Origin of the sequence: Aliihoeflea aestuarii (assembly GCF_024105665.1) — a bacterium.
Lineage (GTDB): Bacteria > Pseudomonadota > Alphaproteobacteria > Rhizobiales > Rhizobiaceae > Aliihoeflea > Aliihoeflea aestuarii.
In genome coordinates this window covers 15,673-29,824 of the sequence record NZ_JAAAMK010000010.1, presented here as the reverse complement: position 1 = coordinate 29,824, position 14,152 = coordinate 15,673, and the positions used below count along the sequence as shown (strand labels likewise).

At 63.1% G+C, this 14,152-nt stretch carries 13 protein-coding genes; 5 read left to right on the top strand and 8 right to left on the bottom strand.

The window, feature by feature from the left end:
- Window positions 1-42 precede the first annotated feature (42 nt).
- Window positions 43-2,328, top strand: a complete 2,286-nt coding sequence (gene parC / locus GTW25_RS16995) for a DNA topoisomerase IV subunit A (protein WP_252913410.1) — start codon at window positions 43-45, stop codon at window positions 2,326-2,328.
- Window positions 2,329-2,367: 39 nt separating this feature from the next.
- A complete protein-coding gene (locus GTW25_RS16990; protein ID WP_252913409.1) occupies window positions 2,368-2,613 on the top strand; it encodes a PepSY domain-containing protein in 246 nt (81 codons plus the stop codon).
- A 334-nt stretch (window positions 2,614-2,947) separates the two neighbouring features.
- Here GTW25_RS16990 and GTW25_RS16985 read toward each other — a convergent pair whose 3' ends face one another.
- The 5 genes from GTW25_RS16985 to cysP all read right to left on the bottom strand — a co-directional run bounded on the left by GTW25_RS16985 (window position 2,948) and on the right by cysP (window position 8,773).
- On the bottom strand, window positions 2,948-4,702 hold the full coding sequence (locus GTW25_RS16985; protein WP_252913408.1) for a DEAD/DEAH box helicase: 1,755 nt from the start codon (window positions 4,700-4,702) through the stop codon (window positions 2,948-2,950).
- 93 nt (window positions 4,703-4,795) lie between these two features.
- A complete protein-coding gene (locus GTW25_RS16980; protein WP_252913407.1) occupies window positions 4,796-5,818 on the bottom strand; it encodes a sulfate/molybdate ABC transporter ATP-binding protein in 1,023 nt (340 codons plus the stop codon).
- Complete coding sequence (gene cysW / locus GTW25_RS16975; protein ID WP_252913406.1) at window positions 5,815-6,702, bottom strand: sulfate ABC transporter permease subunit CysW; 888 nt, start codon at window positions 6,700-6,702, stop codon at window positions 5,815-5,817. The genes GTW25_RS16980 and cysW overlap by 4 nt, the downstream gene beginning before the upstream one ends.
- A gap of 1 nt (window position 6,703) precedes the next feature.
- Entirely contained in the window at window positions 6,704-7,528 is an 825-nt protein-coding gene (gene cysT / locus GTW25_RS16970; protein WP_252913405.1) for a sulfate ABC transporter permease subunit CysT, read from the bottom strand.
- Between the two features lie 243 nt (window positions 7,529-7,771).
- Complete coding sequence (gene cysP / locus GTW25_RS16965) at window positions 7,772-8,773, bottom strand: thiosulfate ABC transporter substrate-binding protein CysP (RefSeq protein ID WP_252913404.1); 1,002 nt, start codon at window positions 8,771-8,773, stop codon at window positions 7,772-7,774.
- A gap of 233 nt (window positions 8,774-9,006) precedes the next feature.
- Here cysP and GTW25_RS16960 point away from each other — a divergent pair, with 233 nt between their 5' ends.
- Both GTW25_RS16960 and GTW25_RS16955 read left to right on the top strand, forming a co-directional pair.
- Window positions 9,007-9,486, top strand: a complete 480-nt coding sequence (locus tag GTW25_RS16960) for a pyridoxamine 5'-phosphate oxidase family protein (RefSeq protein WP_252913403.1) — start codon at window positions 9,007-9,009, stop codon at window positions 9,484-9,486.
- Between the two features lie 134 nt (window positions 9,487-9,620).
- The gene (locus tag GTW25_RS16955) at window positions 9,621-11,129 is read left to right on the top strand and encodes a helicase HerA domain-containing protein (RefSeq protein WP_290128103.1); all 1,509 of its coding nucleotides are present in this window, start codon (window positions 9,621-9,623) and stop codon (window positions 11,127-11,129) included.
- 7 nt (window positions 11,130-11,136) lie between these two features.
- Here the strand turns inward: GTW25_RS16955 and GTW25_RS16950 are convergent, their stop codons facing one another.
- The 3 genes from GTW25_RS16950 to hemB form a co-directional block, all read right to left on the bottom strand.
- Window positions 11,137-11,883, bottom strand: a complete 747-nt coding sequence (locus tag GTW25_RS16950; protein WP_252913402.1) for an arginyltransferase — start codon at window positions 11,881-11,883, stop codon at window positions 11,137-11,139.
- An 87-nt stretch (window positions 11,884-11,970) separates the two neighbouring features.
- Window positions 11,971-12,450, bottom strand: a complete 480-nt coding sequence (locus GTW25_RS16945; RefSeq protein ID WP_252913401.1) for an RDD family protein — start codon at window positions 12,448-12,450, stop codon at window positions 11,971-11,973.
- Window positions 12,451-12,520: 70 nt separating this feature from the next.
- A complete protein-coding gene (hemB, locus tag GTW25_RS16940) occupies window positions 12,521-13,552 on the bottom strand; it encodes a porphobilinogen synthase (RefSeq protein WP_252913400.1) in 1,032 nt (343 codons plus the stop codon).
- Window positions 13,553-13,713: 161 nt separating this feature from the next.
- On the opposite strand from hemB, the gene GTW25_RS16935 reads away from it, so the two are divergent.
- Window positions 13,714-14,073 carry a DUF6163 family protein gene (locus tag GTW25_RS16935; RefSeq protein WP_252913494.1) on the top strand — a complete coding sequence of 120 codons (360 nt, stop codon included), beginning with the start codon at window positions 13,714-13,716 and terminating at the stop codon, window positions 14,071-14,073.
- Window positions 14,074-14,152 lie beyond the last annotated feature (79 nt).

The following is a 14,152-nucleotide window of genomic DNA, read 5'->3' as shown; positions in this document are numbered from 1 at the left end:
TCGCACTTGCCGCGAATCCCCGGCCTGGGCTAAGCCAACCCCATGGGAAAGAGCATTTTGCCGCCAGGCGCCGGAGACGGCAACCATATCGAACCGGTCGACCTGAAGAAGGCGCTCGAAGAGCGCTATCTGGCCTATGCGCTCTCGACGATCATGCATCGCGCGCTGCCGGACGTACGCGACGGGCTGAAGCCGGTGCATCGGCGCATCGTGCATTCCATGCGGCTCTTGCGGCTCAATCCCGATCAGGGTTTCGCCAAATGCGCGCGCATCGTCGGCGAGGTGATGGGCAAGTTTCATCCGCATGGCGACCAGTCGATCTATGACGCGCTGGTGCGTCTGGCGCAGTCTTTTTCGGTGCGCTATCCGCTGGTCGACGGGCAGGGGAATTTCGGCAATATCGACGGCGATAATGCCGCCGCCATGCGCTACACCGAAGCGCGCATGACCGAGGTGACGACCGAACTCTTGAACGGGATCACCGAGGACGCCGTCGATTTTCGCCCGACCTACAATGAAGAGGACGAGGAACCCGTCGTTCTTCCCGGCGCATTCCCCAACATTCTCGCCAACGGCTCGTCCGGCATCGCGGTCGGCATGGCGACCTCGATCCCGCCGCATAACCTTGCCGAACTGTGCAAGGCCGCGCTGCATCTGATCGATCATCCCGACGCCGAGGTCGAAGATCTGCTGACGCACGAGCCGCATGCGACCGATGCCGACGAGAACATGGTGCGCGGCCCGGATTTCCCGACCGGCGGCATCATCGTCGACGATTTCGCCAGCATCGTGAACGCCTACAAGACCGGGCGCGGCTCGTTCCGCGTGCGGGCGCGGTGGGAGCAGGAAGATCAGGGACGCGGCACCTATCAGATCGTCGTCACGGAAATTCCCTACGGCGTCCAGAAGTCTCGCCTCGTCGAGAAGATCGCGGAACTGTTGCTTGCCCGCAAACTGCCGCTGCTCGAGGATGTGCGCGACGAAAGCGCCGAGGACATCCGCCTTGTGTTGGTGCCGAAAAGCCGTGCGGTCGATCCCGCCATCTTGATGGAGTCGCTTTTCAAGCTGACCGAGCTTGAAAGCCGCTTCCCGCTCAACCTCAACGTCCTCACGCGCGGCAAGATTCCGAACGTGCTGTCGCTCAAGGGCGTTCTCGCGGAGTGGCTGGAGCACCGCAAGGAGGTGCTGATCCGGCGCTCGCGCCATAGGCTTGGCGAGATCGAGCGGCGGCTGGAAATCCTGGGCGGCCTTTTGATCGCCTATCTGAATATCGACGAAGTCATCCGCATCATCCGCGAGGAGGATGAGCCGAAAAAGGTGATGATCGCGCGCTGGGACCTGACGGATATCCAGGCCGAGGCGATCCTCAACATGCGCCTGCGCAATCTGCGCAAGCTGGAAGAATTCGAAATCCGCAAGGAGCACGATGCGCTGACGGCCGAAAAGGCGCAGATCGAGGCGTTGCTCGCCTCCGACAGGCAGCAGTGGAAGACCATCCGCTGGGAAATCGAGAAAATCCGCGACAAGTTCGGCTCGCACACCGATCTCGGCCGCCGCCGCACGCAGTTCGCGGACGCGCCCGACCACGACATCGGCGACATCCATCACGCCATGATCGAAAAGGAACCGGTCACCGTCGTCGTGTCCGAAAAAGGCTGGCTGCGCGCCTTGCGGGGCCATCTGGCCGATTTCTCGGCCCTGACCTTCAAAGAGGGCGACAAGCTCAGGCTCGCCTTCCACGCGCAGACGACCGACAAGATCATCGTCTTCACGACCGGCGGCAAGTTCTACACGCTGGGCGCCGACCGCCTGCCGGGCGGGCGCGGCCACGGCGAGCCGATCCGCATCATGGTCGATATGGAGAACGATCAGGACATCCTGACGGCCTTCGTCCACGACCCGGCGCGCAGGCTGCTTCTGATCAGTCGCGACGGCTATGGCTTCGCGGTTGCCGAATCCGAGGTCGTCGCGAATACCCGCAAGGGCAGACAGGTCATGAACGTCAAGTCGCCAGACGAGGCGCGCCTATGCCTGCCGCTGACGGGCGATCATCTCGCCATCGTTGGCGAGAATCGCAAAATGCTCGTCTTCCCGCTGGTCGAACTGCCGGAAATGACGCGCGGAAAGGGCGTGCGACTTCAGCGCTACAAGGATGGCGGCGTTTCCGACGCCAAGCCATTTACGATGGAAACTGGTCTGTCATGGACGGATTCGGCAACCCGCGTCTTCACGCGTTCCCAAGCCGAGTTGCTGGAATGGATGGGCAACCGCGCCGCTGCCGGCCGCATGGTGCCGAAAGGCTTTCCCCGCTCGGGCAAATTCGGTTAGCTTGTCGGTGACGGGACCAGATCCAGCATGGAGACTATCGTGAAATCCTTGATCGCCGCCGCTTTTTTATCTGCCGCCTTCGCCGTTCCCGCATTCGCGCAACCGCCGGCGGGTTCGATGCCGCTGTCGGAAATTCTGGCCAACATCGAGGCGGAAGCCGGTTTCGGTTATTTCGACGAAATCGACTGGGACGACGACGGCTATTGGGAGATCGAATATTACCGCGCCGACGGCGCGAAGGTCGAGATCGATATTGACCCGGCATCCGGTCAGGCCCGGCGATAGCAAGAACGCCGCGAGATTCGCGATCGTCATGCTCGGGCTTGTCCGAGCAGCCGTTCATGCGAGAAGCGCAGTAGATCCTCGGCACAGGGCCGAGGATGACGCCGCGTGCGGATCGTCCTTGGCTGATAGTCCAAGCGCGTCCCAAGACGCTCTCGGATAAAACACCAATATCGAGCCCGCCCCGAAGCCGTCATGCTCGGGCTTGTCCCGAACATCTGCGCCCGTTCAAGCGAAAAGCGAGGTGGATCCTCGGCGCAGGGCGGAGGATGACGCGGCGTGCGGGTGCAAAGATGCTTCGGTCTGGGTAGTCGAGGGCGCCGTGAGGCGCCCTTTCTCAATCCCGCTTCGGCTTCTTCTTTTTGAAGCCTTCGCTTTTCGGCTTGTCGAATTTCGGCTTTCCCGGCTTCTTCGACCAATCTTTCGTGTCGGGCTTTTGCCCGCGATGCGGTTTCTTTTCGCTTCGGCCAGCCGCAAAGTCCGGCGTGCCTTCGACGCGCTTCACGCGGATGCCGCGCTCCAGATCGCCCTTCTTGCCGATGACGGCCGCGAAGCGCTCGGCCGAACCTTCCGCGATCTCCACGAAGGTCTCTTCCGGCATCATCTTGATCGCGCCAATGTCGCGCTTGGTGAGGTTGCCATTGCGGCACAGCATCGGAATCAGCCAGCGCGGCTCGGCATTCTGCTTGCGCCCGACCGAGAGCGAGAACCAGACCGCCGGGCCGAAATCGTCGCGGTCGCGCGTCGGCTTGGCGCTGTCATCGAATGAGCCTGGCTTGACGTCAATCAGGTCTTCGGGTGCCGAGCGGCCGGCGCGGTAGGCGCGCACGAAGGCAGCGGCGACCTGTTCGGCGCTGTGCGTCGCAAGGATGCGCTGCACGAAGTCGGCTTCGTCCTCGCCAACCGCCTCCGAAAGCGCCGGGTCGGCCAGAAGCCGCTCATCGTCGCGCTGCATCACCTCTTCGGCGGTCGGCGGCTTGCCCCACTGCGCGGTGATGCCTGCGCCCTGCAGCAACCGGCCCGCGCGCTTGCCGGCGCGGTTTGGGACGATGAGCACGCTCATGCCCTTCCGCCCGGCACGGCCCGTCCGTCCCGAGCGGTGGAGCAGCGTTTCCTTGTTGGTCGGAAGGTCCGCGTGGACCACCAGTTCGAGGTTCGGCAGGTCGATGCCGCGTGCGGCGACGTCGGTCGCGATACACACCTGCGCGCGCCCGTCGCGCATGGCCTGCAAGGCGTGCGTGCGCTCGTTCTGGCTAAGCTCGCCTGAAAGCGCGACGACCGAGAAGCCGCGATTGTTGAAGCGGGCCGTCATGTGGTTGACGGCCGCGCGGGTGGCGCAGAAGACGAGCGCGTTGGTGGGCTCGTAATAGCGCAACACGTTGATGATCGCGTTTTCGCGGTCGGCCTCGGCCACGCTCAACGCGCGATACTCGATGTCGCCATGCTGGCGTGCTTCGTTCGACGCGGTCGAAATTCGCTTGGCATCGCGCTGGTAGGATTTGGCGAGTTCGGCGATGGGCTTCGACACGGTCGCCGAGAACATCAGCGTGCGCCGTTCGGCAGGTGCGGCTTCGAGGATGAATTCGAGGTCTTCGCGGAAGCCGAGATCGAGCATCTCGTCGGCCTCGTCGAGCACGACGGCGCGGATGTCACTCATGTCCAGCGAGCCGCGTGTGATGTGGTCGCGAAGACGGCCCGGCGTGCCGACGACGATCTGCGCGCCGCGTTCGAGCGTGCGACGCTCCGAGCGCATATCCATGCCGCCGACACAGGAGGCGACAGTCGCGCCAGCTTCGGCATAGAGCCATTCGAGCTCGCGCTTCACCTGGAGTGCAAGCTCGCGGGTCGGTGCGACGGCGAGCGCCAGCGGGGTTGCGGCAGGGCCGAAGCGTTGCTTGTCGCCGAGGAGCGTCGGCGCGAGCGCGAGGCCGAAGGCGACGGTCTTGCCGGAGCCGGTCTGCGCGGAAACGAGCGCGTCGCCATCGCCGAGTTCGGGTCCGGTGACGGCCTTTTGCACGGGGGTCAGCGACGTATAGCCACGTTTTGTCAGTGCGGCGGCCAGCGCCGGCAGGATGCCTTCGAATTCGCTCATCGGTCGTCTTTCGGGATTGGGCGCGCAAGCATGGGAGGCGGCGCGAATTTTGCGCCTTCCTAGCGAGGTTCGTACCGAATGTACAGGCGCGGCTTACTCGGCCGCGAAAAGCTGCGCGCGCTCGATCTGCACGAAGCCGCGATCGCCGGCCTTGACGACGATTTCCGGCGGCACGTCGAACTCGAGCGGTTCTCCGCGCTCCGTCGCCGCGATGATACGGCGATTACCGGGACGGTCGATGACACGTTCGACGATGGCCGGAATGCCGCCGCCCGTCGCCGACCATGAAAGATCGCCGGGGCGCAGATAAGCATCAGCCTTGCCGTCGGGAAGCGCGGGCGCCGCAAGCGATGCCCCGCCCAGATCGGCGGTGCCGCCCATGACGGTCGCCGAAAGCTTGTTGGTATCGCCGAGGAACCGAACCACGAACGCCGAATCGGGATTTCGCGTCACCTCCTGCGGCGTGCCCTGCTGAACGATCTGCCCCTGATCGAGAATGACGACACGGTCGGCAAGGTCCAGCGCTTCTTCCTGATCGTGGGTGACGAACAGGGTCGTAATGCCGAGTTCGGAATGGATTTCGCGCAGCCAGCGGCGCAGATCGCGGCGCACATTCGCATCGAGCGCGCCGAATGGCTCGTCGAGCAGAAGCACTTTCGGGTCGACGGCGAGCGCGCGGGCAAGCGCGACGCGCTGGCGCTGGCCGCCGGAAATCTGGCTCGGGAAACGGTCTGCCAAGCCTTCAAGCTGCACGAGGCGCAGCAATTCGGCGACGCGTGCGGTGATTTCCGCCTTGGTGCGCTTCGTCTTCGACACTTTCATGCCGAAGGCGATGTTCTCGCCGACTGTCATGTGCGGAAAAAGCGCGTAGTGCTGGAAGACGAAGCCGACGCCGCGCTCGCGCACGGGGATCGACGTCGCGTCCTCGTCGCCGAAGAAGATCTGCCCTTCATCGACATATTCGAGACCGGCGACCATGCGCAGGATCGTCGTCTTGCCCGAACCGGAGGGGCCGAGCAGCGCGACGAGTTCGCCGCTTTCGATATCGAGCGAGACGCCGCGCACGGCGCGGAAATCGTCGAACGTCTTGGCGATGTCGTTCAGGCGGATTTTCATTGTGTCTTCTCCGCGACGAAGGGGGCGGCAAGGGTGGGGCGCGCGCGCCGTCCGGCGCCCTGACGTTCAAGGAACACCTTGGCGATGATGGTGACGACGGCAAGGCCGGCGAGGATGAAGGCAGCGGCGAATGCGCCGACCGTGTTGTAGTCGTGGTAGAGGAGTTCGATGTGCAGCGGCAGCGTGTTTGTCTGGCCGCGAATGTTGCCCGAGACGACGGAAACCGCGCCGAACTCGCCCATCACGCGAGCGTTGCACAGGACGACGCCATAGAGCAGCGCCCATTTGATGTTGGGCAGCGTCACCGACCAGAAGGTGCGAAAGCCCGACGCACCGAGCGAGGTCGCCGCTTCTTCAAGGTCACGCCCCTGCGCCTGCATCAGCGGGATCAGCTCGCGCGCGACGAAGGGCGCGGTGACGAACATCGAGGCCAGCACGATGCCGGGCAGGGCAAAGAGCACGCGGATACCCGCATCCTGGAACATCGGTCCGAAAATGCCCTGTAGCCCGTAGACGAAAAGATAGGCGACGCCCGCCACGATCGGCGAGATCGAGAACGGAATTTCGATCACCACGATCAGGAAGCGCTTGCCCCAGAAATCGAATTTGGTGACGGCCCAAGCGGCCGCGACGCCGAAGATCGTGTTGATCGGCACCGCGATCAGCGCCGTGACGACGGTCAGGAAGATCGCGTGGCGTGTGTCGGAATCGGTGATGGTCGCCGCGAAATATTCGAAGCCGCGCGAGAATGCCTGAACCGCGATGATGGCGAGCGGAGCGACGACAAGGACCGTGCCCGCAATGAGCGTCAGTGCGATCAGCGTGCGGCGGAACAGGGCGCCGTCGCCGACGCGTGGGGACTTGGTATGGGTCTGCCGGCTCATCTTATGACCTCGCCGTATATCTGAGGCCGCGTGCCTGCAACAGATTGGTCACGATGAGCATGACGAAGGCGGCGATGAGAATGACCGAGGCGATCGCGGCAGCGGCGGCATAGTCGTATTCCTCCAGCCGGATATAGGTCAAAAGCGCCGTGATCTCGGTCTGGAAGGGCTGGTTGCCGGCGATGAATATGACCGCACCGAATTCGCCGAGGCTGCGGGCAAAGCACAGCGACACGCCTGCGAGGATCGATGGGCCGAGGATCGGCAGGATGACGCGCATGAAGATCGAAAGATCGCTGGCGCCGAGAGACTGCGCGGCTTCCTCCAGAGCGGGATCGAGGTCTTCCAGAACCGGCTGCACCGTTCGCACGATGAACGGAACGCTGGTAAACGCCATGGCGATCATGATGCCGAGAGGTGTGTAGGCGACGCGGATGCCGGCATCCATGAGCGGTGCGCCCAGCCAGCCATTAGGCGCGAACAGCGCGGTAAGCGCGATGCCGGCGACGGCTGTCGGCAGTGCGAAGGGCAGATCGACGATCGCATCGACGAGCCGGCGGCCGGGAAATTTGTAACGGACGAGGATCCAGGCGAGCGCGACGCCGAAGACGAGGTTGAACGCGGTGGCGATTGCCGCCGCCGTCACCGTGACGCGGTAGCTCGCCACAGCGCGCTCCGACGAGACGATGTTCCAATAGGCTTCCGGGCCAAGGCTTGCCGCCTTGAAGATCAGCGCGCCGAGCGGCAGCGCCACGATCAGCGCGACATAGAACAGCGTGATGCCGAGCGACAGCTTCAGGCCGGGCAGGACGTTGCGGCGTCTCATGAGCGCAGTCTCATCGATGCAGCCGGCTGCGATCCTTCTCGCCCCCCTCTGTCCTGCCGGACATCTCCCCCACGGGTGGGGAGATCAGCTAATCGCCGATATTGAAGCGCATGATCTCCCTCCTTGCGGGGGAGATGTCCGGCAGGACAGAGGGGGGCAACGGAGAACGCCACGATTTCATCATCCATAAAACGAAATCCGACGGACCGAGGTCCGTCGGATCGGTAGCCACTGTGTAGCGAATTAGCGCTGGCCGTAAAGCTGGTCGAGGATCGCGCCGGAAGCGAAATGCTCTTCCTGGATCTGGTCCCAGCCGCCGAACACGTCCTCGACCGTCACGAGACGGACGTCGGGGAAGTTGTCCGCGAATTCGACGGACACCGCCTCTTCATGGACGCGATGGCCATGTTCGGCCGCGATACGCTGGCCTTCTTCGGTGTAGAGGAAGTCGAGATAGGCTTTCGAAAGCTCCTGCGAGCCGCGGGCATCGGCCACGCGATCCACGATCGCAACCGGGAACTCTGCAAGCAGGCTGACCGATGGCGTCACGAGATCGAACTGGTCCTCGCCGAATTCCTTTGCGATGCCTTTGGTTTCGGCCTCGAACGTGATCAGTACGTCACCGATCTGGCGTTCGACGAAAGTGGTGGTCGCCGCGCGCCCGCCGGTGTCGAAGACCGGGACATTGTCGAAGATCTTCTTCACGAATGCCTGCGTCTGCTCCGCGTCGCCGTCGAAGGCTTCCAGACCGTAGGCATAGGCAGCCAGATAGGTGTAGCGCGCATTGCCCGAGGTCTTCGGATTGGGGAAAACGACCTGCACGTCGTCGCGGGCGAGATCATCCCAGTCGGCGATGCCTTTCGGGTTGCCTTCGCGCACGAGGAAGGACGGCAGCGAGAAGAAGGGCGACGCCTGATTCGCGAACTCGCTCTGCCAGTCATCCGAGACGAAGCCGTTCTGGACGAGAAAATCGATGTCCGTCACCTGATTGAAGGTGACGACATCGGCTTCGAGACCTTCTGCGATGGCGCGCGCCTGGCGCGAGGTGCCGGCGTGGCTCTGATCCACCGTGACATCCTGCCCGCTCTGCTCCTTGTAGGCCGGAATGAATGCCGCGTTCACCGATGCGAAAAGCTCGCGCGCGATATCGTAGGAAGCGTTCAGGATGGAGTTGGCCTGCTGGGCTTGCGCAGGCGCGCTGAACAGAAGAGCGGCTGCGACGCCGGCAAGCAAAATGCGCTTCATTGGAAAAATCCTCGTCGAAAGGGGCATAATCTGAAATGCCAATCTAATCGGGGCGCTCAACGGCAAGAAGGTTCAGCCCAACTCGGCTTTGGGCTGAAGTAGAACAGAATTCCAAAATAGATCGTCGTGAAAGAACTTATTTCCATTCTTGGTCGAACGGGCCGTCATCGGCAGGAACAGGGGCGGGTGTCGGGAGTTTGAGGATCGACGTTACACCCACACGAGGATTGATCATGAGCGATCACGACAAGACCGACCACGTCTGGAAACTGATGAAGAAGATCGGTTTTTGCATGCTGGCCACGAAGGACGGTGCCGAAATCCGCGGTCGCCCGATGGCCGCGCATCTCGAACGGGACGAGCATGCGATCTATTTCCTGACGGACGCCGACAGCCACAAGGATGACGAGATCGAGCGCGACCCGCATGTCGGGCTGTTCTTTGCGGATGCGGGCGACCAGAAATACGTTTCGGTGACCGGCCGCGCAGCGGTCTCGAACGATCGTGCGAAGATCAAGGAATTGTGGTCGACGCCCGCCAAGGCGTGGTGGGACGACCCCGAAGACCCGGCGATCCGTGTGCTCAAGATCACGCCCAACGATGCGCAATACTGGGACAGCCCCGGCACCGTGGTCAGCTACATCAAAATGCTGAGCGCCGCCGTTTCGAGTTCGCGGCCGGATATGGGCGACAACGAAAAAGTGAAGCTTTGAACGTTCGGTAGAATGAATGAAAGGCCCGCCTCGTGCGGGCTTTTTATTGTAAGGGACCTGTGGATTGCGGTTCGCCGGGTCGCGTTTGTTCACCAGCGGGTGCTAGAAGGATCGTCTCTGATCGGAGACGTGCATTGAAAGTCGGCATCGATATCGGCAAGGGCGCGCGCGGTGCGCCGGCCATGATGGACCTTGAGGAACTGCTTGCCACGCGCCTGCTCGTGCAGGGCAATTCCGGCTCGGGAAAATCGCATCTTCTGCGACGGCTGCTCGAACAGAGCGCGCCGTGGGTCCAGCAATGCATCATCGATCCCGAGGGCGACTTCGTCACGCTGGCCGACAGGTTCGGCCATGTCGTCGTCGATGCCGCCCGCACCGAGGCGGAACTGGTACGCATCGCCGGCCGCATCCGTCAGCATCGCGTCTCCGTGGTCGTCAATCTGGAAGGGCTCGACGCGGACCAGCAGATGAAAGCAGCGGCCGCTTTTCTGAACGGCATGTTCGACGCCGAGCGCGAATTCTGGTTTCCTGTACTCGTCGTGGTTGACGAAGCGCAGCTTTTCGCGCCCGCCGCCGCCGGCGAGGTGTCCGACGAGGCACGTCGTGTATCGCTGGCCGCGATGACCAACCTGATGTGCCGCGGCCGCAAGCGCGGCCTTGCAGGCGTCATCGCAACGCAGCGCCTCGCCAAGCTCGCCAAGAACGTCGCGGCCGAAGCGTCGAACTTTCTGATGGGCCGCACCTTCCTCGACATCGATATGGCGCGCGCCGCCGATCTCCTCGGCATGGACCGCCGGCAGGCCGAGCAGTTCCGCGACCTTCAGCGCGGATCGTTCGTGGCGCTCGGGCCGGCTTTGTCACGTCGTCCGATGCCGGTGACGATCGGCGACGTCGAAACCTCCGCGCGTTCCGTTAGCCCGAAACTGATGCCTTTGCCTGAAACCTCGGAGGAAGCGCGCGAGGCCATCTTCCAGCGCGGCCCCGAGGAGATCCGCCAGCCGGCACGCCGCTACACGCCTCCGCCGCCGACGCCGACCGCCGACATTCTGGAGCAGCTTTCAAAGCCGCGCGAAACGGCCGAGGAAACGAGCCAGCCGCTCTTTCCCGAGATCGACACCGTGGAGCGCGAGCGGCTTTTGACGCTCGTCATGAGCGAAATTGCCGACGACCCGGAACTGCCGTTTCGCACGCCGGCCGTGCTTTATCAGGATTTCCTCGTGCGCTGCCGCATCCGGCGCGTGCCGGGCGACGCGGTGGACCTGCCCGACTTCAAGCGCCGGCTGGCGATCGCCCGCACCGGTGTTTCGCCCGAGACGGCGCAGGGCGAAACCTGGCGCATTGCGCTCGACCTGTCGAAGGGGCTGGCGGAAGACATTCAGCCGATCTTCCTCATCATCGCGCTTGCGGCGGTGGAGGGGCGGCCCTGTCCGGCCAATCTGGCTCTGGCCCGCGCTTATGGCAGCCATTCGGCGAACCGCGCACGCCGGCTTTTGACCTATTTCGAGGAACGCGACCTGATCGTCGTTCGCACGGATTTGACGGGCAAGCGCATCGTCGTCTTTCCCGACCTTGGCTGCGAGACCGCGCCCGACCAGCCGGACCGCGCCGACGAGGCAACCCTGCCGCGTGAGGCGGCGGAGTAGCGAAAGCTTACTCCACCCGGTCCCAGCCTTGCGGGCCGAGATGCTCCTGCGGCTTGAAGCGCACCTTGTATCCCATCTTGCGCGAGCCGTTGACCCAGTAGCCGAGATAAAGATGCGGCAGGCCGAACGCCTTTGTGCGGGCGATGTGATCGAGGATCATGAAGGTTCCGAGCGAGCGGTCCTCCATGTCGGGCCGGAAGAAGGAATAGACCATCGACAACCCGTCGGCCATGCGGTCGGAAAGTGCGACCGCGATTAGTTCGCCCTGACCTTGGCCGGTGATGAAACTGTCCGGCCCGCGCTTCCTGTATTCGATGACGCGGGTCTCGACATGAGTGTCTTCAACCATCATCGCATAGTCGAGCACGGTCATGTCCGACATGCCGCCGCGCTTGTGCCTTGCGTCGAGATAGCGACGGAAAAGCGAATATTGCTCGCTCGACGGTTCAGCCTTGTGTTCGGTGCCGATCAGGTCCGCATTGCGGGAAAGCACCCGCTTCATGTTGCGCGTCGGTTGGAATTCGCCGGCGAGGATGCGAACCGACACGCAGGCCCGGCACGTCTCGCAGGCCGGGCGATAGGCGATGTTCTGGGAGCGGCGGAAGCCGCCTTGCGTCAGAAGATCGTTCAGCGCCGGCGCTTTGTCGCCGACGAGATGCGTGAACACCTTCCGCTCGAATTCGCCTTCGATATAGGGGCATGGCGAAGGGGCGGTCAGGAAAAACTGGGGCGACTGCTTGGGCTGGTGCGTCATGGACGGTCGAGTCGGAATGTCTGCCGCGTTGGAGCTATGAAATCTCCACTCGCGCGACTTGGCAAGCGGTCGCGAAAAGAAATCCGATCAACGATCGGTGCGCGCAACGACGGTGCCTAGAAGAAGGTCGTGAACGGCGCGTTTGCGATCGAGGAAAAGCGTGGCCAGCAGGATGAATGGCGTCAACAGCGCATTGCCGGCCCAGAACAGGACGGAGTGCAGAACTGCCAGCGCGCCTTCGACGCGCCCGCCGTCCAGCCGTTCGAGGCGAATATTCATCATGCGCATGCCGACCGTCGCCTGGCTCGGGCTGCCGAGCGTGTACCAGATGTAGAAAAGCGCGACGACTGGAAACAGGACACCGAACAGCACCCAGCCGAGACCCAGCGTCAGCACGCCGAGAATGGCGATGACGATCGCGAACGGGATCATCAGGAGGCCGACGATCAGATAATCGATGCAGAATGCAAGGACGCGGCGCGTGCGAACGCCTTCATAGACGCGCGCATCGTCGAGGCGGTCGCTCAGGATTTCGCCCGTGTGGATATGGTCGCTCGATGAAGTCATCCGTCAGTCCTTCGTTGCCTTGGCCGATAGATGGGAAACGGATGGCCTTCCTGCAAGTTGCGGGAACCGCTCACCCTTTCAGCAACTCGGCCACGCGCGGCGCGAAATAGGTGAGGATGCCGTCGCAGCCGGCCCGCTTGAAGCAGAGCAGACTCTCCAGCATCGCCCGCTCGCCGTCGATCCAGCCATTGGCGGCGGCTGCCTCGATCATCGCGTATTCGCCCGACACCTGATAGGCGAATGTCGGCAGGTCGAATTCGTCCTTCATCTGCCGGATGACGTCGAGATAGGGCAGGCCGGGTTTCACCATCAGCATGTCGGCGCCTTCGATCACGTCCTGTTCGGCTTCGCGCAACGCTTCCGACGCATTGGCCGCATCGAGATAATAGGTCTTCTTGTCGCCTTTCAGGAGCCCGCTGGTGCCGATCGCCTCGCGATACGGGCCGTAAAAGGCCGAGGCAAATTTCGCCGCATAGCTCATGATCGCCACATCCTGGAAGCCGGCCGCGTCGAGCGCGTCTCGCACCGCGCCGATGCGCCCGTCCATCATGTCCGAGGGCGCGACGATGTCGGCGCCGGCCGCCGCTTGGAGAACGGCGGCTGCGGCTACCTGCGCCACCGTCTCGTCATTGACGATGACGCCCTCGCGCAGGATGCCGTCATGGCCATGGCTGGTGAAGGGATCGAGCGCGGCATCGGTGATGATGCCGATTTCGGGCACCGCTTCCTTGATCGCGCGCGTGGCGCGGTTGATCAGATTGTCCGCGTCGAGAATGTGCGATCCGGTCTGGTCGCGCAGCCCGATCTCGATATTGGGAAAGATCGCCAGTGCGGGGATGCCGAGCCTTGCGGCGCGCCTGGCCTCGCTGACTGCGACGTCTATCGAGAACCGCTCGACATGCGGCATCGAGGGCAGGGGATCGCGCCGGTTCTCGCCGTCGATGACGAAGATCGGCCAGATCAGGTCGTCGACCGTCAGCCGCGTTTCCTGAACCATGCGCCGCAACCAGTCCGCCTTGCGCGTGCGGCGCAGCCTGCGCCCGCCGGTGATTTCGTCCACTGTGCGCGGGCCACTGGTTGCGGGGCGGGTCATCTTGTTCATAATGTCGTCTCCAGATAGCGCGGATGTATCATGAGCATGTGGTTCGGTCCAATATGCGCGCCTATTCGAAGCCATTCATTCGCAGCCCCCGGAACCCAGATTTGATCCGTCCGCTTTATTCCGCCGCATCGGGCATTTCCTCGTCCGACGTGTTCTTCGAGATGTTCCTGCGATCGGTCGCCGCTTTGTGCGCCGGGCTGGGGCTCCTCTACTGGGTGCGCCTGGTCGGATTTTACGACGGGCTGACCTGGCGGTTCGACCTGATGCCGGTCCATTGGCAGATCGCGGCTGTGTGCCTTGCCGTTCTTTATCCGTTCGCCGCGAGCGGGCTGTGGATGCTGGCTTCGTGGGGGCCGGTGATCTGGTTCGTTTGCGCAGTCGCTGAAACGGTCATGTATGCCGGCTTCCCCCAGATGTTCGGCAGCCGCGATCTCGTGCTGATCGTCCATGCGCTGACGGCAATCATCTATATAGGCTTCCGGCTGCAACGCGCGGTGCGCCGCCGCAGAGAGGAAAAATGAACCTTCCGGTTTGTCATCTGCTTAACCCTGAAATGCGCGAGTTCCAGGTAAGCACATGTTAAGCCTGTGTTTTAAGTCG